Here is a 22,341-nt window from a genome sequence, read left to right as displayed (position 1 = left end):
TGATTCCCAGCGGGAATACTACTTTTCGTCCGGTTCGCCGAGTGCGCCACCGACCGGACCGGAGGGGGTGCCGGGGGCTTCACGACGCTTAGTGCGCGGATTCCAACGCCCCTCAGGAGCCTTCTCGCCGCGGATTTGCTCCAGCTCGGCGGTAATAGCATCCAGCATGGCGTCGGTGACCACGCCCAGTTCGGTGCGGGTGTGCTTAGCATCGGGGCTGGCATCCTCAACGAGGGAGGCAATATCCAGTGCCTTGCCAACCTTCACGCGGACGGTCTTGCGCGGGAACAGCGAAATCTTACGCTTCTCCTTGATGCGGCCGTCCTCGCCAGGCTCATCCACGTAACCGAGAATCTGCTCATCCCCCCAGTGCGCCACCGGGAAGACGGGCGCGCCGGTCGCAAGAGCCAGACGAGCCGCACCGGTACGCGCCTGCATGGGCCACAGTTGCGGATCGTGGGTGGTGGTGCCCTCCGGGAAAATTATGACGGCACCGCCAGCCTCAACAATCTTGCGGGCAGTAATCAGGGACTTACGCGCATCCACCGAACCGCGAACCACGGGAATATGCGCGAGCTTGCGCATAATGTAGCCGAGCACGGGTGCACGGAAGAGCGAATCCTTCGCCAAGAAGCGCGGCAGGGCGCCCTCAACGAAAGCAGGGAAAGCCACGGTCACCGGGTCAAGCTCGGTGGTGTGGTTTGCCACGATAATGTACCCGCCGCTGGAGGGCAGGTTCTCACGGCCGGCAATCTCAACGCGTGCGATGAGCATGTACAGCCCGCGCGCAGCGTTACCGAGCACCTTGTACAGAGCATCGCCGGAGGCGGTGGGCTCAATCTCAGGCAGAGCCTGCTTTCCCTGCTGTCCGCTCACTAGTCCTGAACCTCAACTTCCTCGGGCTCAACAACGACGATTGCCGCATCGGGCTTGGGAGCCTTCGACGCCTTGCGTGCCAGCACCTCAAAGTTGGCACCCAGGCTCTTGAGCTTCTCCTCAAAGTTCTCGTAGCCGCGAGCAATCAGCTCAACACCACTCACGTGAGAGGTGCCCTTAGCGGCCAGAGCAGCAATGATGTGGGAGAAGCCGCCGCGCAGGTCCGGAACCTCAATGTCGGCACCGGTCAGCGGGGTGGGACCAGAAATAATAGCGGAGTGGCCGTAGCCCTTACCCTCGAAACGGCAGGGTGCGCCGCCCACGCAATCACGCATGACGACAATATCTGCGCCCATCTGCTTCAGGGCGTTGGTGAAGCCGAAACGCTCCTCGTACACGGTCTCGTGCACGATGGATGCGCCCTTAGCCTGGGTCAGCGCCACGACAAGGGGCTGCTGCCAGTCGGTCATGAAGCCGGGGTGCACGTTGGTCTCAAAGACGATGGGCTTCAGCTGAGCACCGGGGGTGTGCTGAGCCGGGTGGGTGAAGCGGATACCTTCGGCGGTCACCTCGTACAGGCCACCCATCTTGCGGAACTGGTTCAGGAACGCGGTCATATCCTTCTGATCTGCGCCGCGCACGAAAATGTCGCCGCCGGTAGCCAGAGCTGCAGAAGCCCAGGAAGCGGACTCGTTACGGTCGGGCAGGGACGTGTGATCGTAGCCGGTCAGCTCGTCCACGCCCTCAATGACGATGGTGCGGTCCTCATTGATGAAGATGATGGCGCCCATCTTCTGCAGAACAGCAATCAGGTCAATAATCTCGGGCTCAATCGCTGCGTTGCGCAGGACGGTCTTACCCTTAGCGCGCACACCGGTGAGCAGAACCTGCTCGGTAGCACCCACGGAGGGGTAGTTCAGCACAATCTCTGCACCCTTCAGGCCCTCTTCGGGAACGATCAGGGTGGTGCCGGTTTCATCGTCCTTCTCAACGACTGCACCGAACTTGCGCAGGGCCGCCATATGGTAGTCGATGGGGCGGTCACCAATCTTGCAACCACCCAGGTTGGGGATGCGTGCGGTACCGAGGGTGTGTAGCAGCGGGCCCACCATCAGAATCGGGATGCGGGAGTTACCACCGAAGAGCTGAATCTCCTCTGCGTTCTTTGCAGCGGTGGTTGCATCCTGTGCGGGGTTGAGAGTCAGAACACCAGCGTCGCGGTCATAGTCGACCTTTGCACCGTGCAGCTCCACGAGGGTGGTAACGATTTCGACATCGCTCAGGTCAGGGACGTTACGCAGGGTCGAGGGGGTCGAACCATGCAGTGCTGCGACCATCGCCTTGGGCACCAGGTTCTTGGCGCCTCGAACGTGAACCTCACCAACGAGCGGAGTGCCACCTTCAATGCGAAGCTTGCTGATGTTCTCAGTCATTAAAAATCCTTTGTGGAGTCGGCTGGTTTAGGCCGAACTTTAACAGTGTGCCGATGCGCCGCGTTCTGTCGTGCCGCGCCCCTGCCGGTAGCAGGGCGAAACGGGCGCATATATTCATCATTATTCTAAGCCCTGCGTAAAGGTGCTCCAAACACTGAAGAACCTTTGGAACTCGTGACTGAGATTTTGCTCTGTTGTGTATGTGAAAAACCGCTCTGGCCCCCTCAGATTCAGAGCCAGAAAAACAAAAAGATACACAAACATTCACACTAATGCAAACATTTTCTGTTTCTTCGCCGAAATTTGACGTTAGTTTCGTCTTTTTAACGTCCGAATTTGAACTTGAGAGCAACCTCACCCCTACAATAACGTGCACACTCGTGCCCACTGAACGGCGCCTCCGCTCTCACGGAGGAGCCAATCAGCTCTACACTGCGGCATAGGCGCCGGCACCGACCTTGCACCCGCGCAGTACAGAGCCTCACGGGAGGGCGCGTGGCGTGCATTCACTGCATAAACCTTTGCGATGGTACCCAACCAAAACGGTTCGGCTTCCTGATTCACTTTAACTTCAAAAATTCACTTCAACATCACCGTAAATATTCGAAAGTCAACTAAAAACCAGGGCCCATCGCAACCAACCACAGGTCGCTTCGCGGCTGCATCCGCGAACTACCGGAGGACCCCAAATATGACACATCACAACACTGCATCACGCATTTCGCGCCGTCGCCTCGTACAGGGTGCGGCGTGGAGTGCTCCCGTTATCCTCGCCAGCGCAACCGTCCCTGCATGGGCGGCAAGCGGCGAGCCCACCTGCTCCCCCGCTCTGACCCTCAAGCCGACCGCAACCGGCTTCGACGACAAGGCTGGCGCATACACCGAATGGCTCGTCCCTGAAGGCGTTGGACGAGTACGCTTCGACCTCGTGGGAGGTGCCGGCGGTGCCGCATCTTCCTTCACTCCCCGATACCTGACCGACGTCACGAACGCGGCCCTGGCTGGCGGCGGTGCCGGTGCACAGCTCAGCGGTGTTCTTGCGGTCAAGTCCGGCGACATCCTGCGCGTCTGGGCGGGTAACGGCGGCGTCGGCTCCGCAGCCGGCGCACAGCCCGCACTCGGAGGCGAAGGCTACGCAGCAGGCGGCGACTCCACCGGCTCCAGCACCGCAACCGGCGCAGCGCAGGTAGTAGGCACCGATAGCGGCTACGTGTACGGCGCGTCCGGCGGCGGCTCCTCCGCGGTCGAGCTCGTCCGCGACGGCGCAGTCACCGTCGTAGCCGTTGCCGGTGCTGGCGGCGGCGGCGCGCAGCTGGGCACCCTCACCACCCACCAGAGCCTCTTCAACGCCCAGCCCAAGGATCAGCTGAACCCGGCACTGCGCGTGGCGCTGGACGGTCGCGATGCATCCACCACCGCAGGCGGCAGCGCGGGCGGCGACCTGGGCACCGACAACACCGGTCAGGGCGGCATGCTCATGGCAAGCCCCTACCAGGAGTTCAAGCCCCTCGACGAGGACGATAAGACCCTCGACATGCGTTTCATGGTCACCGGCGGTACCGCTGGTCGCTCCGGCGTAGCTGGCACCCTCGGTGAGGCACTGGCAGGCGTCCTCGACGAGAACAACGAGCTAAAGCTCATGCCCATGTCCGAATCCTGGTTCGACTCCTACGATTTCCCGCGCTACTACCGCTACGAGGGCGACTCCGTGAGTGATAAGGAAAAGGGAACCGGCGGTGCGGACGCTACCGGCTCTTACCGCGGTAAGGGCGGCTCGGGCGCGCTGCTCTCCCACACCTACGGCAAGCTCTCCCTCACTTCCGTAGCATCCGGTGGTGGCGCCGGCTACGGCGGCGGCGGCGCAGGCCTGAACATCTGGACCGTTGGCTCATACTACGAGGCCGTTTTCGGCCGTCAGGTGCAGTTCGAGGGCGAAGGCAACATCTACTCGCTCAGCGCCCTGAGCAGCGGCGGCGGCGCAGGCGGCAGCTACATTAACCACGAGGTGGTTTCTGACTTCGCTCTTGCCACCGCACAGAACGCGAACCCGACCGCGGGTGTGCGCTCCCCCGGTTCGGCGGCGCTGTACAGCTGCACCGAGAACGCAACCTTGAACACCCCCATCACTGAGGGTGCCTAAGCTCTAGGTATTGAATAAATACGCCTCCCCGGAAGTTCCGGGGAGGCACATTCATATGTGTGCCAGGTTTTTGGGTACAGAAAAGCTCGAAGGCGGCGACTGAATCAGTCGCCGCCTTCGAGCTTTATATATCTACGGCTTAGAGTTCCCCTACTTAGAGCTCCTGAGTGCGGGGCATCCAGGAGGGGCGCTTCGCCTCGTACGCTTCAATAGCTTCGAGGTTCTGCAGGGTCAGACCGATATCGTCCAGGCCCTCCATGAGGCGCCAGCGCACGTAGTCGTCAATCTCGAAGGGAACAACCAGCGCGCCCACGGTTACGGTCTTGGACTCCAGGTCAACGGTGATTTCGGTGCCGGGCTCGTGCTCCAGCGCCTTCCAAATCAGCTCGATATCGTCCTGTGCAACCTGTGCGGTGACCAGGCCCTGCTTACCGGAGTTGCCGCGGAAAATATCGGCAAAACGAGCAGAGATAACGACCTTGAAACCGTAGTCGCGCAGCGCCCACACGGCGTGCTCACGCGAGGAACCGGTACCGAAGTCCGGGCCCGCAACCAGCACGCTACCGTGCTTGTAGGGCTCCTGGTTCAGGATGAACTCGGGGTCCTTACGCCAGTTAGCGAAGAGGGCATCATCAAAGCCAGTCTTGGTCACTCGCTTGAGGTAGACGGCGGGGATGATCTGGTCGGTGTCAACATTCGAAGAACGCAGCGGCACGCCAATGCCGGTGTGCTTAATAATGGGTTCCATAATGGCTCTCCTTTATAGCGTCGGTGGCGTATTACGCCAGAACGTCGGACGGTGCGGACAGGGTACCGCGCACGGCGGTTGCGGCGGCGACCACCGGGGAGACCAGGTGGGTGCGGCCGCCCTTGCCCTGGCGTCCTTCAAAGTTACGGTTCGAGGTGGAGGCGCAGCGCTCGCCGGGTGCCAGCTGGTCGGGGTTCATGCCCAGGCACATGGAGCAGCCGGCGAATCGCCAATCGGCGCCGAAGTCCTTGAAGACCTTGTCCAGGCCCTCTTCTTCGGCCTGTGCGCGCACCTTCTGGGAGCCGGGCACGACCATCATGCGTACGTTCTCGGCGATGGTGCGGCCACGCACGATGTCTGCTGCGGCGCGCAAGTCCTCGATGCGGGAGTTGGTGCAGGAACCCAGGAAGACGACATCCACGGGGATTTCCTTCATGGGGGTGCCGGCCTTCAGATCCATGTATTCGAGGGCGCGTTCTGCTGCGACCTTGTCGTTCTCGTCCTCGAAGTCGTCCGGGGAGGGAACGGCGTGGCTCAGCGGAATACCCTGACCGGGGTTGGTGCCCCAGGTGACGAAGGGTTCGAGCTCGTCAGCGTTGATGAAGATTTCCTTGTCGAAGACGGCGCCTTCGTCGGTGGGCAGGCTCTTCCAGTACTCGACTGCCTTGTCCCACTCTTCACCCTTGGGCGCGTGCTGGCGGCCCTTGATGTACTCGAAGGTGATCTCGTCGGGGGCGACCATGCCGGCGCGTGCGCCCGCCTCGATGGACATGTTGCACATGGTCATGCGGCCCTCCATGGAGAGGGAACGGATTGCGGAGCCGCGGTATTCGAGCACGTAGCCCTGACCGCCGCCGGTACCGATCTGCGCGATGACGGCGAGGATGATGTCCTTTGCGGTCACGCCGGGCTTGAGGGTGCCTTCAACGTTGATTGCCATGGTCTTGAAGCGTGCCAGGGGCAGGGTCTGGGTCGCCATGACGTGCTCCACCTCGGAGGTGCCGATGCCGAACGCGAGAGCGCCGAACGCACCGTGGGTGGAGGTGTGGGAGTCGCCGCAGACGATGGTCATGCCGGGCATGGTCAGACCCAACTGCGGGCCGACCACGTGCACGATGCCCTGTTCCTCGTCACCGAGGGAGTGGATGCGCACGCCGAATTCCTTGGCGTTGCGGCGCAGAGTCTCGATTTGGGTGCGGCTGGTCAGGTCGGCGATGGTGCCGAAGATGTTGTCGGTGGGGGTGTTGTGATCCTCGGTGGCGATGGTCAGGTCGAGGCGGCGAAGGGGGCGGTTCTCGATGCGCAGGCCTTCGAATGCCTGGGGGGAGGTCACTTCGTGCAGTAGCTGCAGGTCGATGTAGAGCAGGTCGGGCTTGCCGTTTTCACCGGGGACGACGACGTGTGCGTCCCAGACTTTTTCTGCCAGGGTGCGCGGACGGGTGCCCGCGGTGGTTGCGTTCTGTTCGCTAGTCATGCTTTCTCCTGCTTGATGCGTTCCTACGGTGGATGCGTTCGGTGTGGTGCGTGCCGCAAGTTTGCGGAGTTGAGGGGCGGATTATGTACCCGATGGGACCCTCAAATCGGTATTTCCCTGCGGCGTGTCGCATATTTTTTCACGAATTCTTAGCCTGTGAGACGGCCCAGAAACACCCCGAACTAGCGAGTGTTTTTATGTGGGTTTACTCTATGACTCCAGGGTAATTTTGCGGGATTGCGCGCATTTTCCTGCGGCTTTTTCACACATTTTCACCCATAAACACACATAAACACTTATTATGAAAAACTCATAATTTATCCCGTAGGGGGTGATTCCATCTTCAGCTGTGCACCCGAAAGAGTCCACGAAGTCCGGGGTATCTTTCATATTCTGAGATAGAATATAAGAATGACTCCTTCCGCTTCACGTTTTAACGCACACGGAATGCGTCACCCCAACGCATCCACATACCACAACGCACCGATTGTCGACCCCGTCAAGCCGCCCGAACACATGGCCGCCGACGAGCAGATGGTAGAGGTAAACTCCCACGGCTCCTCCGGCGTTGGCGTGCTCGACAAGGCGACCCTCATTCTTGATTGCCTCGAGGCAGGACCCGTATCTCTGGGTGACCTCGTCAAGGCAACCGGTCTGGCGCGCCCCACCGCACACCGCCTCGCCGTGGCGTTGACACACCACCGCCTCGTAGCCCGCGACGTGCAGGGACGCTTCATGCTCGGACCCCGCCTGACCGAACTCGCATCCGCAACCATTGCTGACGAGCTCATCACCGTGGCAGACCCGATCCTGCAGAAGCTCAGCCTCGAAGCTGACGAGTCCACCCAGCTGTACCGCCGCCAGGGTGACTGGCGCGTGTGCGCAGCCACCTCCCCCCGCCCCTCCGGCATGCACGAATCTATTCCGGTCGGCACCCAGCTGTCCATGCAGGCAGGCTCCGCCGCCCAGGTTCTGCTGGCTTGGGAAGATCAGAACCGCATTGTTGAAGGCCTGCGCGATGCACACTTCAGCGCAGCCATGCTCGCGGCTGTGCGCCGCATCGGCTGGGCGCAGTCCGTGGGCGAGCGCGAGCGCGGTACCGCCTCGGTGTCCGCTCCGGTGCGTGCTCCCGGTGGCAAGGTGATTGCGGCTGTGTCTATCTCGGGTCCGATTGATCGTATGACCCGCCAGCCGAACCGCAACTACCCCGAGCTGGTCGTCAAGGCTGCTCAGGCGATTACTGACGGTTTGCGTGAGCTTTCTGCTTCTCACTCGGCATCGGATGTTGAGGAAAGCTAAGGCTCTGTTCTAGATAGTTTTCACGAAAAGAATCCCTCCCCACTTCGTTTGAGAGGTAGGGAGGGATTCTTTTATGCACTCTTAGCCTGATGCAGCTTATCCTGATGCGGTTTTTCAGATGATACGCCGCTAAATGTCCAGCGCCTTGCGGTAGGAGTTGAGGCGCTTAGCTTCCAGCTGCACCGGGGCGACCACGCAGGACTGCACCGCCTTCTCCACGCCGGTCTGCAGGCGACCGCGCAGCTTGCGTGCGTAGTAGCGTGAGCCCATGGCGGTGAGCAACCTGCCCACACCCGCCGAGGCAATACCAAGCAGGATACCCAGCAACAGAAGCAGGGTCGGCAGGGGTACCGGGGAGCCTTCGGGAGTCGGGGCGGGCGGCAGTTGAATCTGCAGGTACGCCATGCCGGAGATGAGGGTCAGCCAGCCGACGCCTACCAGGGCGCTCAGTAGTGCAATCCATTGCAGCGCGTTGAAGATGACCCAGGGGGCGCGGGTGCGGCCGAGGCCGTAGTCGATGCGCATCATGTCACGTTCGAGCAGTTCGGGTAGCTCCGCCTCGCGAGAGAGTGCGGCTTCCTTCATGCTGCGCTTCCACGGGTCTTCGACGCGGTCCGCCATCTGCTTGCTGTATTGGCGCACGGCATTTGCCATGCCTGCCTTCTGCGCGGCGCTCAGCGGGGGTAGCGAGGATGCCACCAGCTCGGGTGCGTTCTCGCTATCGGAGCCGAGCATGCCCGAGGACTTCTCCGCCTTAGACGCGCTCTTCGTTTCGTCCTGATGCCCCAGGTGCAGGCGGCGCAGGGGGTCAGCTTTCAGACGGCTCATCCAGCGGGTGAGGATCCAGCCGGTGTGCTGTCCCGCGGCGCGGCGGTAGGAGGCGGTTGCCGCCTGCAAAACCTGCTCAGCCTGGCTGGAGGTGTAGCACGCCTTCACGAGCTTCTGTTCCGCTTCGAGGGCGTAGGCTCCAGCGAGAACGGCGCCCTCTCCCCCGGCGTAGGTGCGCAGCTGGGAGGCGGTGGCGTGCAGCTGCGCGTCGGTTCGTTGCAGGGACAGGCTCTTGGCGGCGGCTACCTGCGCGAGCAGGTCGCGGAGCGCGTCCACGCCCTCACCGGTTCGGGCGGAAACGGCGATGGGTGCGGCGAGCAGGTGCGCCTCGGTACCCTCAGCCTGGAGCAGGCGGGTGAGGGATGCGAGCACGGCGGGAACCTCGGCGGGTGCGAGCTTATCCGCCTGGTTGAGCACGCAGAGTGCCTGCGCACCGGAGGCGGCGAGCGGCACCATGAAGTCGCGGTGGATGACGGCGTCGGCGTATTTTTGGGGGTCGACGACCCAGACGAGTACGTCCACGTAGCGCATCATGCGGGCGGCGAGGTCGCGGTTGGTGGTGGTGACCGAGTCGAAGTCGGGCATGTCCAGCAGGATCAGTCCACCGGTGCGGGTGCGCATTTCGCCGCGTCCGCCTACTGCGCGGCGGATGCGGTTGAAGAGTCCTGGTGCGGGTTCGGTGACGGCGTTGGGTGCCGCTACTCCCCCGCCAGCCCCGTTACCCTCGGTTGCTTCCCCTTCGGCGGCGAGCGCCTGAGTTTGCGGGTAAACGCGCTTGTCGATGCCGAGCCAGTCGAGCAGTTCTTCACTGCCCTCTGCCTCCCAGATTGCCGCCTGCACGGTGGAGGTGGTCGGGCGCGTGGGTGCGGAGAGGGCAATGTTCTGCCCGGCGATGGCATTGAAGAGGGTGGATTTGCCGCTGCCGGTCGCGCCGAAGAAGCCGATGACGGTGTGCTCGGTGGAGAGTTCGCGGCGCTGGCTGAGGCGTTCGAGGGTTTCGGTGGCATCGAGCAGTACGGTCTCGGGGACTCGTCCTTCGCCGTAGCTAATGGCTTCCTTGAGGGATGCGACGGAACGCGCGAAGGGCGAGGTCGCCACGCCGGGGGTGGCGCCTCGCTCGGCGTTGCGATCGGTGTTGCGCTCGGCGTTCTCGAGTTTTTTCTCGGGGGTAGTCATAGTGCGTTATTTCTTCGTCTGTGGTGCGGGGTGCCTGCCCGGAGTGGTTTAGCGGGCAACCGTGCCGTTAGTGTGGGCTGCGGCTTGGCGCTGTGTGGTTTGACTCTGGGTGCTCATTTCTGCGGCGATTGCCTGTACCTGTTCGGCGGCGCGGTGAATGTCCTCGGCATCAGCCTGCGGGTCGGTTTCTTCCAGCACGGCGGTGAAGGGCTGGGCGTGCTCGGTGAGCAGATCCGCCATGCGTTCGAGCAGGTCGGTGCGGGCGCGGGTTGCCATGCGGCGCACCGCGTCTTCACCGAAGATGGACTCGAGCAGCTTGGTGCCGACCACGCCGCTACCGCCCGCAATACCCGCTTCAATACCGGTAATGCCGCCGGTGAGGCTGAACGCGGCGACCATGAGCATCACGGCGGTAGCGTTCACGCCCAGGGAAAGGAAGCGAGCACGTTTGCGCTTGTCGGCGCCTTCTTCACGGATCATTTCGAGGACGGAACCCTGCCAGAGGCGAATCTGCTCGGCAACGGCTGCGGAGAAGATGTCCTCGGCGGATTGCACTTCGCCCTTAGCTTCTGCATTCTGTTCGGGTGCGGCAGAGACAGTCTGCGGCGCAACAGAAACAGCCTGCGGCGCATCAAGGCGCGCCAGCAGGGAGCGTCCGGCGCGGCTGGCACGCCAGCGGGTGCGGGTGTTTTCGGAGGCGCGGGCGGCGGCATCCAGCACGACGGCGTGGATGCCGCTTTCGAGGGCGTCTTCTACCTTCTGGGCGGCGGCGGGCTGGCCTCGCAGGGCGGAGCCGACGCGGTCACGCAGGCGACCGATGGTGCTGTCGAGGGAGCGGAAGAAGTCGCCGGTTCCCACGAAGTCGTGCCAGCGCGAGAGCACTTCGCCGCGCAGCAGGGAGCCGTCGGAGAGGGCACCGTCGATGGTGGTCAGCGCGTCCTCGTATTCTTCGGCGACGATGGTGGCAAGCGACTGGTGTGCCGCCTGCTGGCGTGCCTGTTCGGCGGCGAGCACCTGCAGGTTACCGGCGAGGGTTTCGACGGCACCGGCGAGGGTTTGCCGGGCAATGGCGGCGCGGGCGGGCGCGTCGGCGCCGAGTTCGCGGATCCACAGGGTCAGAGGGGCGAGGCTGACGGGGGCGAGCATGCCGCTTTCATCGCGCGGCTGTTCGGTGACGGTGTGAATCAGCACGGCGTGGATTCCCGCCTCGTCGAGCATGCGTCGCAGGTCGTTTTCAATGGCTTCTTCGTCGCCTTCGGGCACGCGGTTGAGCACCACGGCAATTGCGATGGAGCGCGCGGCAGCCTCGTGGAGTAGCTCCCAGGGCACGGCGTCGGCGTAGCGGTTGGCGGTGGTGACGAAGAGCCACAGGTCTGCTGCGGAGAGCAGTTCCTTGGCGAGGGTGCGGTTTTCTTCGGAGACGGAGTCGATATCGGGCGCATCAATGAGCGCGATGCCCTGCGGTAGCGCCGAGGTAGTAATAGGAATGAGGGCGCGCGCAATCTTCGGGTCAAGGCCCGGTAGTGCCTGCGATCCGGCGTTCATGCCGGAGGTGCGGGTGCGCGGCAGGGTGGGCAGGAAGCGTTCGGGTGACAGTGCCGCCTCGTCTTCTGCGCGGTGCAGGAGTACGGGGTGGCGGGTGGTGGGTCGAATCGCGCCGGACTGGGTGAGCGGTTCGCCGAGCAGGGTGTTGACGAGGGTGGATTTGCCGGCGCCGGTGGAGCCGCCGACCACGATGGTGAGGGGGTTATCGACGCTGGCGCTGCGCGGCAGGATGTAGTCGTCGAGTTGTCGTGCCATGGCTGCGAGCAGGGTGCGTGCGGTGGCGGTGCCGTGCTCTGCGGTGCCGTCGTGGGTGACGGTGTAGGGGGTGCCGGGGGTTTCGCCGGCTTCTACGTCGAGCGGGAGGGGGATTCGAGTGAGCAGTTCGCGAGCTACTTTGAGCTGCGCATAGTCGGTGGTAGTCACAGCGCTATTGTCCCATAGGGTGCACCTGCTTCATGCCATGTTTGGGCGTTGGCGCGGTCGCGTTGTAGCTAGATTGTGCGGATGGGGGTGCTGCGGCTGTGCGAGGGGCTGTTTTTGATAGGTGTTTGGACAACCTTAAGGGGTTGAGATACTACTTGCACCCAGAGTGCAATAACTCCAATTTATGATTTATTCACAAGAAGAAAAGATTAGAAAATCCCTAAGTTTCCGCGGGAAAACAGCGCATCTTATTGCGGTTATCTCGAACACATTGGTACGTTTTATAACCCGCATAAAACGGGCAAATATTAAGATTTGATAACTTTTTACGCTCAAGCGCAGATATGGTCATTTTGAACCTGAAAGTACGCTTAGAATCGTTGAGCACGACATACAGGCAGGTCATAATCCACACCGAATCCCCAGGAGGTTTCTGACCTGCCCTTCGTATCGCATCCGTACTCACCGCGGTATGCCACACCCACCGGGAATGCTCACCGAACCCTCACGCAACTACATTCACAATTTACTGCCGTTGAGGTTCACTGCATCCGAGCTACCCGCATACTGTCTGCCCATCTTTACTCTTGCGAAAGGTTGCGTATGTTCGGTTCGCTGTCACGGCGCCATCTTCTTGCTCTTTCTTCCGGAGCAGCATTGAGCGCACTCGCAAGCGCTTGCAGCCCCAGCGCAGTTTCTCGCCCTCAACCACTCGCTAACCCTTCCCCTACTAAGGCTGCTCCTCAGAGCTCCCAGACCAAATCTGCGACCACCACGCGCAGCATTACGTACGCCGAGCCCCTGCCCGCATCGGCTCTGGACGGTCGCGGACCGGCTCTTCTGCCGGATCAGTTCTTTGAGCGTTCCGGAAATTTCTCAAACAGCACCCTGAGCCATCGAGCCGTCAATGTCCCCCGCCCCACCATGCCCCCGGAAGCTAAAGAGCGCACCGTCGAAGGTCTGCACGCCTTCCTGCAGTACTGGGGTGCGGCACAGAACTACATGCTCCTCACCGGCGATACCGACCCTTTCATGGGTCTGCCCGGCCAGGAGCACTTTAGCAACATGGCGCAGATGTACCGCGATATCTACCGCTACAACATTGGCTGGCTGGTCTCTAAGAACAACCACCCCATGTGCATTAACCTGAGCTCCCCGCAGCCGGTGCCCGCTACCGAGCAGGACGTCTACTGCTGGAAGGCAACCCTGAAGGTGGACGAGAACGCGTTCCTGTTCAACCATGAAACCCGTCAGCGTGAGCAGCTCACCGGCATCTACGGCAGCAATCAGAAGGCGGATGCGTACGTCTACTTTGGCAAAGAGGGCTGGCAGATGCTGGAGGATCTGAAGTCTTCCCCGAGCGCTACCGCAACCCCGGCGGCTACCGCTGAACCGTCCGCGAATATTCCGAGTGCGCACCCGACCCCGAATGAGAGCACCCCTTCTAAGGCGGCTCGTTATATTCGAGGCTCAGCCTAAAGCTTCTTTACATCCGTGCCTCAAAGAACCCGTCATATTGGGTGATATGAGGCACGGATGAGGGCTTTTATTTGTGTGCCACGCGTGAAATCTATAGGCTAGGGGCTAGATGAGGTCCGCCCATTTTCGCCTCAATACGCGTCTACCCGCCCTGCGGGTGACTGCTTCGCGCCCTCCTGTAGGGGCGTGATGTTAGGCTGAGAATTGGAGCGTGAGCTCTTCACTTATCACCGATACTTCCGCATCACAGCACATTCAAGGGGATCACTATGATTCACAGCCGCCGCCACTTTATTGCGCTTACGGGCACCGCCGCCCTGGGCGCTATGCTTGCCGCTTGCGGTTCCAAAAAGACTGCGGAGGCGACCGCCTCCCCCACTGCTTCCGCTTCGATTGCGGGTGCCTACGACAACCTGTCGGGCGAGCTGAAGTGGACCAAGTACATTCCCGGCAATGGCGCAGCTCCGATGAGTAGCACCGACCCGGAAACCGGTCAGGTCTACACGATTGAGCCGACTGCCGGCCCGGCAAGCGTTGATTCTAAGGCGAGTGCCGTGCCCATCCCGATTGAGGATGAGAGCATGTACGACAAGAACGCCCGCGGTTTGCGCGCCACCTTCGCGTATTTTGCGGCGGCGGTGAACTATGCCCGCATGACCGGTGACCCCGGTCCTGCTCTGCAGGTGGTTCAGGCTCAGAACTCTACCGACCGTGCGGCGCTGGAGAAACTGCGTGCGTTCTATGCGCCCGGCACGAACTGGCTGGTTGATGGTGAGTGGACTTTCCGTCTGACCGATAAGCAGCCGACGACCCGCGGCACTAAGTATGCGTGGGCGTGCACCGTAACTCAGGCGCACGGTATGCAGGTTGAGAAGGCGACCAATACGACCAAGCCTCTGGAAGACACTGAGGCACAGGAGATTAAGGCTCTCTACGCTGAGTACGATGAGGAGGCGAAGCGCTGGTTGGTAATTGCGCCTCAGCAGTACGATCCCGCGTTGACTCCGAAGCCGACGCAGACTCCGCGTGCTCACCCTTCTTCGACCTATACCCCGACGGTGACTGATGACAGCACCGTGGCGGCTAATGGCGGCGCTCACACTGGCGCGAACACTTCGGGTAACGGTGCCGCCCAGAATGGCGCAGGTCAGAGCGGTGCCGGCCAGGGCGGTTCCCGTCAGTACACCGGCTCCCAGAATGGTGCCGGTCAGGGTTCTGCAGGTCAGGGTGGCGCAGCTCAGGCTCCTCAGCCTGCCGCTACCCAGGCGCCTGCGGCTACCGCTCCCGCGCAGCCCGTGGCGACTCAGCCTGCAGCTGCGACGGCTCAGCCGAGTGTAGCTCCCGGTGCTCCTGAACCCGGCGCCACTCAGTCCGGTGATGCCGGTGCAGATGCTGCTCCCGCCGGGGGCGCCCAGTAGCCCCTCCCCTATAGACAATCCCTATAGACGATGCACGCGTCCCCTCCTTCGCTACTCTCATCTGGTGCGATGCTCCCGCTGGTTCCACTGAGTTCACTGGCTGCGGTAAGTTCGCTGATGGGCGGCATATCACGCTCATTTGAGCGGTGGTACACACGGGTGTGAAGGCGGGGGCGCGTTATACTTAGGACTGTCTCTAGAGGGATATCCACGTGTGATATCCGCTCGTCGAGGCGCACTCTCACTCGTCTCTCACCTGAGATTCTCACTCGAAAGGTACTCCGTGGCGCTTTTCCCTTTGACCTCTGGGCTTCCCAGTTCCACTACCGGCATCAGCCGCCGTTCTGCTCTGCGTTACGCCGGTGCGGGCGTTGCAGGCGTGTCGTTGAGCGCCCTGCTGGTTGCCTGCGGTGGCTCTTCCTCCACCACCGAGAACGCTGACGTGGATACCCCTCAGATTTCCCCCTCTGCCTCTTCACGCACTGACTTTAGCGGCGAGGTCACCTTCGACAACTATGAGAAGAAGGGCACTTTCGTTCCGGCGACCGAGTCTGCTCCCGCGCAGAACGTGCCGGTCCCGAAGCGCCCGGTGAGCGCAACGGAGAACTCGGTGCAGGGTCTGTACGATTCGATTGCGTTCGTGTATGCGGCGATTAACTACCTGGTATTGACCGGTGATGCGGCTCCGCTGCGTGAGTCGAAGGCTGATGAGAAGTTCGTTGCATCGTTCTCTTCGTTCATGGATGAGTCGAATGAGAGCTCGCAGAATCGTGATTGGTTTGTGTCGCCGAAGGTGACTATGTCTGCGTTCACTGCGGTTCCTGCGCTGGTGAAAAAGAGCGTGCAGTGGACCTTTGACTTGGTGATTGATTTGGGTCCGACCGTGGTGATTGACGGTGCTCCTGCGGAGATGTCCGAGAAGGTGCGCCGTACTGAGCGCGGTCTGGTGATTACCGGTGTGCGCCACGATAATGATTGGACTTTGACTATTCAGGATGAGTACGAGGCTCAGGCTTCGGCTCAGCCGCAGAATGGTGGCGCTAATGGTGGTGCCGCTAACGGCGGTAATGCTGGCAATTCCGGCAACTCCGGTAATGGCGGCAATTCTAATGGTGACAACCTTTAAGCCCTCAGATGGATGAGGCATCATGCCCTAACTCGCACTCGGGTTAGGGCATGATCTGTTTTACTCTGGTAGTAACGAGCTTTCCTGGATTCAAGGTTTTTCTCTTATGTCTTCTTTTTCTCAGTCTTTCTCTCGCCGCTCTCTGCTGCGTCTGGGTGTGGGCGTTTCTGCTGTTGCCGGTTCTGCGGCGCTGTTGAGCGCTTGCGGTTCGGGTGGATCTAGCCAGCAGTCAGGTTCTCAGGGTGGTAGCCTGAATGGTTCGAAGTCGAGCGCTAACCCGAATGGGTACAGTGATGATGGTAAGAACTATTCGGGTCTGGTGGAGTACACCCACTATGAGGGTGCGCTGAATTATGAGCAGGGTACGGTGGAGCATCCGCCGCGTAATGCTCCGAAGCCGAAGGTGACTGATGCTCTGTCGGCGAATACGGTGACGGGTTTTCATGAGGCGATTGCTTATTTTGCGGCGGCTATGGATTATCTGGTGAAGACCGGTAGCACGGATGCGTTCTCGACCGGCATTCAGCTGTCGTCGAAGACTCGCTCTGAGGTGGATGCTCTGTCGGCTTCTATTCTTGCGGGTGTGGAGAAGGGTTCCTGGTATGTGAATCCGTCGGCTTCCTATGCGCTTTCGAGTGCGCAGCCGTCCATTATGAGCGATGGCAACCTGCTGTTTAAGGGCAAGTACACTCTGGACTTCGGTACGGAGGCGGTGGCTGAGGGCAAGATCCAGCCGGTGGTTACCTCCGCGAGCGCTTCTGCTGAGCCTTCTGAGGATGCGCTGGTGTCTGACGCGGCATCCCCCACTGCTTCTGCCACGGCTTCTGCGGCGGGTCCGGCTTCTCAGGTGACGGTTCAGGAGTGCGATTTCCGCGGCCGCTACCATGCTGATTCTAAGATGTGGGAGCTGAGCGTGGCGTACGGTGCCACTGTTCAGGGAGGTACCGCCCAGGGAGGCGCATCCACCGCGAGTGCTGCGGCGTCTGGCGCGGCATCCGGTTCGGCTTCTGCTTCTGCCGCCGCTTCTGCTGAAGCTTCCACTGAGGCGTCCGCCACTTCCGCGGCGTCATAGTTCGTCATAACGCTTTTATCTGCGAGGCGCTTCTCACGCTTCGTCCACTCAACTCTGTATCCTGTTGGGTTTGCGGCTAAACTGGTTGCAATCACCGACTGACTGAAAGGTATCACTATGTCCGAGAACCTGACCCGCCGCGCGGCGCTGGGTGTACTGGGCGTCAGCTCCATGGCTTTGCTGGCGGCTTGTGGCTCTAAGGCTACTTCTGAGGCGTCTGCTTCCGCTTCTGGCTCTGAGAGCGCTTCTGCCGCTGCTTCTGAGTCTGCTACCGCCTCGCCGAGCGCTTCTGCGTCGGCTTCGGCGTCTGCTTCCCCTTCTGCTTCTGCGTCGGCTACTGCGACGAGCTCTCCGCTGCCTAACGACAATAAGGATTACAGTGGCGTAGCGAAGCTGGAGAAGATGGAGGATCACGGCGAGTACCAGCCGGGTAACGCTGAGCACCCGCCGCAGAATGTTCCTTCCCCGATTGTTCCGGAGGCTATGCACCAGAATTCGGTGGCTGGCTTCGCGGCGGCTCTGGCGTACTTCGGTGCGGCGTTTGAGTACCTGCTGCGTACCGGCGATATGCACTACATGAACGAGGTCAGCACCGACCAGGAGACCCTGGCGGCGATGAAGAAGTACGCGGATTCCACTAAGGCAGGTATTGACGAGAAGAAGACCTGGTACGTGAACCCGACCGCTACCTTGACTATTGGTACTAAGCAGCCGGTTCTGGCGCAGGGCGCGTACAACTGGACCGTGACTCTGAATGTTGATCTAGGTGAGAAGCTGTTCAAGGACGGCAAGGAGCAGACTGTGGCGGCTGATAAGCGTCACGTGAAGATGTTTGGTGAGGCTGTTGGTCGCTACTTGAACAACAAGTGGGATCTTCACATGGACATCAACTAGTCCTCTGAGGCTGGTTTTCTCCCCCGCTTTTAGCGTTGTGCCGTCTCAGGATGCGGTTTTTACTGTTTTTTCCATTGATGGCAATAAAATTTGTGGCTCCAGCTTGCGGTGAACGGAGTTCACCACTACTCTTATATACAGAGGTTGTCTTTTGGGCTACATAATGTTTCTAGAGAGCGCCGCACATTCATCATCCTTTATCGAGAAAGGGTTTGTGCGGCGCTTTTCTGTACCCTCTTTTTGAACCTCGTTCCCTGAGGTTTTTCTCTGGCATTATTACGAACTGTGACCGCAGGTTTAAACCTGCCGCCGGCGAGTAGTAGAGTTGCCACGTAACCGATTATTCATTGCGGAGACCCCGTCGCGGCTGGCCTCCCCCAAGCTCATAAAGGAGCACACCATGGCAAAGATTCTCAACAGCATTGTTGAAGCAACCGGCCAGACCCCCCTGGTTAAGCTGAACCGACTGGACGAAGGTCTTCCCGGTAACGTAGCGGTCAAGCTTGAGTTCTATAACCCCGCTGGTTCGGTTAAGGACCGTATCGGCCGCGCCATCATTGACGCTGCTGAGAAGTCGGGTGCGCTGAAGCCCGGCGGCACCATTGTTGAGGGCACTTCCGGTAACACCGGTATTGCGCTGGCTATGGTGGGTGCTGCTCGCGGTTACCGCGTCATCCTGACCATGCCGGAGACCATGTCTGCTGAGCGTCGCGTGCTGCTGCGCGCTTACGGTGCTCAGATTGTGTTGACCCCCGGTACCGAGGGTATGCGCGGCGCTGTGGAGAAGGCTAAGGAAATCGTTGCGACCACCGAGAACGCTATCCTGGCGTCCCAGTTCTCCAACGAGGCGAACCCCACCATTCACTACAACACCACCGGCCCCGAGATTTGGGAAGCAACCGACGGTAAGGTCGACATCTTCGTGGCGGGTATTGGCACCGGCGGCACCATCTCCGGTACCGGTAAGTACCTGAAGGAGCAGAACCCGAACGTGAAGGTTGTTGCGGTTGAGCCGAAGGACTCCCCGCTGCTCTCCGAGGGTCGCGTTGGTCCCCACAAGATTCAGGGCCTGGGCGCTAACTTCGTTCCCGACACCCTGGACCGCGGCATCTACGATTCCGTGACCCCGGTCAGCGCTGAGGACGCTATGCGCACCTCCCGCCTGCTGGCTACCCAGGAAGGTATTCTGGGCGGTATTTCTTCCGGTGCGGCTGTGTGGGCTGCTCTGGAGGAGGCTAAGAAGTCTGAGAACAAGGACAAGCTGATTGTGGCTATCGTTCCCGACTTCGGTGAGCGTTACATCTCTACCGCTCTGTACGAGGATATCCGCGGCTAATTGAGCTTCTGAGCCCCCGCTATCGGGAGGCGTCAGGTTTATAGTGCTACGCCCCGTCTGCCGGTTGCATACACGGCAGGCGGGGCGTTTCTATGCCCTCTGCGAACTGTACGGCGAGGAGCTGAACCGTTCCGCCGCTCCCCTGTTGGTCCCGGGCTGTTCTTTTCTACCGTCCCGCGTGCATCCGCCGCGGTTGAGCAGTGATAGGGGCGGGTGCGTCCATCATATTGCTGATTGCGGTGGGAATAGCCGAAAGGGCCCCGTTGTTGGTACCTTTGGAAAGGTCGCATACACAGAGCACGACCGATGAGGGAAAGGGAACCCATGAGTTTTATTGCGCGTCTGCGTGAAGATATTGAGAACGTCCGCCAGCACGATCCTGCTGCGCGCGGCGCTGTCGAGATTGCGCTGAACTATTCGGGTATGCACGCGATTTGGGTTCACCGTCTGACCCATAAGCTCTGGCAGAAGGATGAGACGAAGGCTCTGGCTCGTACTCTCTCGCAGTTTGCGCGTTTTCTGACCGGCGTGGAGATTCACCCCGGCGCGACCATTGGCCGCCGTTTCTTCATTGATCACGGCATGGGCATTGTCATTGGTGAGACCGCTGAGGTTGGTGACGACGTGATGCTGTACCACGGCGTGACCTTGGGCGGTCGCTCCCTGGAGAAGGTGAAGCGTCACCCCACTATTGGTGACCGTGTGACCATTGGTGCCGGTGCTAAGGTGCTGGGTCCGGTGGAGATTGGTGCCGATAGCGCTATTGGTGCGAACGCCGTGGTCGTCAACGATCACCCCGCCGATTCGATTATTACCGGCATTCCGGCGAAGCACCGCCCGCGTACCCCGGAGAAGAAGAAGCCGCTGGTGGACGCTGTGGAGTATATTGACCCCGCCATGTGGATTTAGTGCTTGTTAGCGTTTTGAGCTCGTAGAGGCGCGGCTGGAGGCTCCTAGCTAATATCCGCAACGCCTCTCCCCTACGGTTCTTCCCCTAGGGACGCTTCTCTTTAGCACCCCGCGCAACAACATATTGAAGATATAACGAAAGCCCGCCTTCGGCTGGATGAGAATCCAGCCGAAGGCGGGCTTTGACGTATTCAGCTACGGGAGCTTAGTGAACGTGGATGTCCGCTGCGTTCACCTCGGAACGGTCACCGCTCCACATGGTGTGGAAGGCGCCCTCTTCGTCAATACGACCGTAGGTGTGTGCACCGAAGAAGTCACGCTGACCCTGAATCAGGGATGCGGGCAGGCGGTCGCGGCGCAGGCCGTCGTAGTAGGACAGTGCGGAAGCGAACACCGGCACGGGGATGCCCAGTGCGGTCGCCTTAGCCACCACGCGACGCCAGGAAGGAACGAGCTCCTCCATGAGGTTCTTGAAGGCGGGTGCCAGCAGCATGTTTGCGGGTGCTTCGCCTGCGTAGGCAGCCATGATGTCGCCCAGCAGCTCGGCGCGGATGATGCAGCCTGCACGCCACAGCGATGCGATGGTGTCCAGCTTCAGGTCCCAACCATATTCCTTGCCTGCGCGGGTGAGCAGGTCCATGCCCTGTGCGTACGCAACGAGCTTGGATGCGAAGAGTGCACGGCGCACATCCTCAACGAACTCGGGGTCACCTGCACCGATGCCGGTGGTTGCAATCAGGCCTGCGGGCAGTTCGCGCTGTGCCTGCTCGCGCTGCTCACGCTCAGAGGAGGAGAGGGCGCGTGCGAACACGGACTCTGCGATAGCGGAGACGGGGGAACCGAGGTCCAGGCCAGCCTTAGCGGTCCACAGGCCGGTACCCTTCTGGCCCGCTGCGTCAACGATAACGTCGACCAGGGGCTTGCCGGTCTTTGCGTCTACCTGTGCGAGCACCTCTGCGGTGATTTCGATCAGGTAGGAGCTCAGGTCGCCTTCGTTCCAGGTCTTGAAGATTTCTGCCTGCTCGGCGGGCTCAATGCCTGCCACGGAGCGGAGAATGTCGTAGGCCTCGCCGATCACCTGCATGTCGGCGTACTCGATGCCGTTGTGGACCATCTTCACGAAGTGACCCGCACCGTCGGTGGAGATCCATGCGCAGCAGGGTGCACCGTCCTGGGGTGCCTTCGCTGCAATCTTCTCGAGCATGGGGCCGAGGTGCTTGTAGGACTCTGCGGAACCGCCGGGCATCATGGAGGGGCCCCAGAGAGCGCCCTCTTCACCGCCGGAGACGCCAACGCCCACGAAGTGCAGGCCCTTTTCAGCCAGGGCGTGCTCGCGGCGGATGGTGTCGGGGAAGTGGGAGTTACCGCCGTCAATAATGATGTCGCCCTCATCGAGCATGGGGGTGAGCTGCTCGATAACAGCGTCGACGGGTGCGCCCGCCTTGACCATAATCAGGATGCGGCGGGGAGACTCGAGGGAGTCGACGAGTTCCTGCAGGGACTCGGTGCGGATGAAGTCGCCGTCTGCGCCGTGCTCAGCCAGCAGTGCGTCGGTCTTCTCTACGGAACGGTTGTGCAGTGCCACGGTGTAGCCGTTACGTGCCAGGTTGCGGGCGAGGTTTGCGCCCATGACAGCAAGGCCGGTGACACCAATCTGTGCCTTCTTGTTTTCAGTCATGTATATAAGGATACGCGCTGAGGGCAGGCTATATATAGGTGGAGTGCACTTTTATGCTCTGAAGAGTCGCCCTTCTCACTCTTGGAGAAATATAGCGCGTGGAGAAAGTGCTTAGAACGGAAAAACCCCGGTACCTTGCGGTACCGGGGTAATCGGTGGGTCCTACCGGGATCGAACCGATGACATCCACGGTGTAAACGTGGCGCTCTACCAGCTGAGCTAAAGACCCGTAGTTCTCACTGTTTCGTTTGACGACCCAGTGGCGAACACAAGAAAAAACTATACGGACTTTCGATATGACATGCAAATCCACGGAGCGTGTTCTATGTCTCAATATTTTTTTCCTTTTCCCACTGCACCCCACACCAAGCCACACCAAGCCATAGTTGACACCCTCCCCTCAGATGGGTCACACCCCTTCGTTCCGCACCATTCCGCCACCCCCACCATTCCGCGCCATTTAGGTGCAAAAAGACCCTAACTAGTA

General features: G+C 60.8%; 16 protein-coding genes and 1 tRNA gene. 9 read left to right on the top strand and 8 right to left on the bottom strand.

Annotated features, from left to right (window positions below):
- Positions 1-18: 18 nt before the first annotated feature.
- A complete protein-coding gene (locus HMPREF2710_RS04795; RefSeq protein WP_070599808.1) occupies positions 19-876 on the bottom strand; it encodes a lysophospholipid acyltransferase family protein in 858 nt (285 codons plus the stop codon).
- Positions 876-2,309 (bottom strand): UDP-N-acetylglucosamine 1-carboxyvinyltransferase, encoded by a 1,434-nt coding sequence (gene murA, locus HMPREF2710_RS04790; RefSeq protein WP_070599807.1) that lies wholly within the window; start codon positions 2,307-2,309, stop codon positions 876-878. The genes HMPREF2710_RS04795 and murA overlap by 1 nt, the downstream gene beginning before the upstream one ends.
- Before the next feature lie 691 nt (positions 2,310-3,000).
- On the opposite strand from murA, the gene HMPREF2710_RS04785 reads away from it, so the two are divergent.
- A complete protein-coding gene (locus HMPREF2710_RS04785; protein ID WP_049349034.1) occupies positions 3,001-4,449 on the top strand; it encodes a hypothetical protein in 1,449 nt (482 codons plus the stop codon).
- A gap of 154 nt (positions 4,450-4,603) precedes the next feature.
- Here the strand turns inward: HMPREF2710_RS04785 and leuD are convergent, their stop codons facing one another.
- Both leuD and leuC read right to left on the bottom strand, forming a co-directional pair.
- Positions 4,604-5,197 carry a 3-isopropylmalate dehydratase small subunit gene (gene leuD / locus HMPREF2710_RS04780; RefSeq protein ID WP_005505627.1) on the bottom strand — a complete coding sequence of 198 codons (594 nt, stop codon included), beginning with the start codon at positions 5,195-5,197 and terminating at the stop codon, positions 4,604-4,606.
- A gap of 31 nt (positions 5,198-5,228) precedes the next feature.
- Positions 5,229-6,671 (bottom strand): 3-isopropylmalate dehydratase large subunit, encoded by a 1,443-nt coding sequence (gene leuC / locus HMPREF2710_RS04775; RefSeq protein ID WP_070599805.1) that lies wholly within the window; start codon positions 6,669-6,671, stop codon positions 5,229-5,231.
- A gap of 411 nt (positions 6,672-7,082) precedes the next feature.
- On the opposite strand from leuC, the gene HMPREF2710_RS04770 reads away from it, so the two are divergent.
- Positions 7,083-7,970 (top strand): IclR family transcriptional regulator, encoded by an 888-nt coding sequence (locus HMPREF2710_RS04770; RefSeq protein WP_371326371.1) that lies wholly within the window; start codon positions 7,083-7,085, stop codon positions 7,968-7,970.
- Positions 7,971-8,099: 129 nt separating this feature from the next.
- Here HMPREF2710_RS04770 and HMPREF2710_RS04765 read toward each other — a convergent pair whose 3' ends face one another.
- Together HMPREF2710_RS04765 and HMPREF2710_RS04760 are read right to left on the bottom strand one after the other, a co-directional pair.
- Positions 8,100-9,974, bottom strand: coding sequence for a GTPase (locus HMPREF2710_RS04765; protein ID WP_070599800.1), 1,875 nt, complete (start codon positions 9,972-9,974; stop codon positions 8,100-8,102).
- 48 nt (positions 9,975-10,022) lie between these two features.
- Positions 10,023-11,942: a dynamin family protein gene (locus HMPREF2710_RS04760; RefSeq protein ID WP_070599799.1), complete on the bottom strand. Its 1,920-nt coding sequence runs from the start codon at positions 11,940-11,942 to the stop codon at positions 10,023-10,025.
- 657 nt (positions 11,943-12,599) lie between these two features.
- On the opposite strand from HMPREF2710_RS04760, the gene HMPREF2710_RS04755 reads away from it, so the two are divergent.
- From HMPREF2710_RS04755 to epsC, 7 genes are all read left to right on the top strand, one after another.
- A complete protein-coding gene (locus HMPREF2710_RS04755; protein WP_246824529.1) occupies positions 12,600-13,421 on the top strand; it encodes a DUF6318 family protein in 822 nt (273 codons plus the stop codon).
- Positions 13,422-13,690: 269 nt separating this feature from the next.
- The gene (locus tag HMPREF2710_RS04750; RefSeq protein WP_070599795.1) at positions 13,691-14,839 is read left to right on the top strand and encodes a DUF6318 family protein; all 1,149 of its coding nucleotides are present in this window, start codon (positions 13,691-13,693) and stop codon (positions 14,837-14,839) included.
- 283 nt (positions 14,840-15,122) lie between these two features.
- Positions 15,123-15,965 carry a DUF6318 family protein gene (locus HMPREF2710_RS04745; protein ID WP_070599793.1) on the top strand — a complete coding sequence of 281 codons (843 nt, stop codon included), beginning with the start codon at positions 15,123-15,125 and terminating at the stop codon, positions 15,963-15,965.
- A 106-nt stretch (positions 15,966-16,071) separates the two neighbouring features.
- Positions 16,072-17,037 carry a DUF6318 family protein gene (locus HMPREF2710_RS04740; protein WP_049362988.1) on the top strand — a complete coding sequence of 322 codons (966 nt, stop codon included), beginning with the start codon at positions 16,072-16,074 and terminating at the stop codon, positions 17,035-17,037.
- Between the two features lie 117 nt (positions 17,038-17,154).
- The gene (locus HMPREF2710_RS04735) at positions 17,155-17,931 is read left to right on the top strand and encodes a DUF6318 family protein (RefSeq protein WP_049342122.1); all 777 of its coding nucleotides are present in this window, start codon (positions 17,155-17,157) and stop codon (positions 17,929-17,931) included.
- A gap of 400 nt (positions 17,932-18,331) precedes the next feature.
- Positions 18,332-19,267, top strand: a complete 936-nt coding sequence (gene cysK, locus HMPREF2710_RS04730) for a cysteine synthase A (RefSeq protein WP_005505601.1) — start codon at positions 18,332-18,334, stop codon at positions 19,265-19,267.
- Positions 19,268-19,591: 324 nt separating this feature from the next.
- Positions 19,592-20,176: a serine O-acetyltransferase EpsC gene (gene epsC / locus HMPREF2710_RS04725; RefSeq protein ID WP_005505599.1), complete on the top strand. Its 585-nt coding sequence runs from the start codon at positions 19,592-19,594 to the stop codon at positions 20,174-20,176.
- A 205-nt stretch (positions 20,177-20,381) separates the two neighbouring features.
- On the opposite strand, the gene gndA is transcribed toward epsC, so the two are convergent.
- Together gndA and HMPREF2710_RS04715 are read right to left on the bottom strand one after the other, a co-directional pair.
- A complete protein-coding gene (gene gndA / locus HMPREF2710_RS04720) occupies positions 20,382-21,854 on the bottom strand; it encodes an NADP-dependent phosphogluconate dehydrogenase (protein WP_070599791.1) in 1,473 nt (490 codons plus the stop codon).
- A gap of 156 nt (positions 21,855-22,010) precedes the next feature.
- Positions 22,011-22,083: transfer RNA gene (locus tag HMPREF2710_RS04715), tRNA-Val, on the bottom strand.
- Positions 22,084-22,341: the final 258 nt, after the last annotated feature.

The sequence above is a fragment of the Rothia sp. HMSC069D01 genome (assembly GCF_001810135.1).
GTDB lineage: Bacteria > Actinomycetota > Actinomycetes > Actinomycetales > Micrococcaceae > Rothia.
Note: the sequence above shows the minus strand (reverse complement) of the source record. Positions and strands in the feature narration are given on the sequence as shown.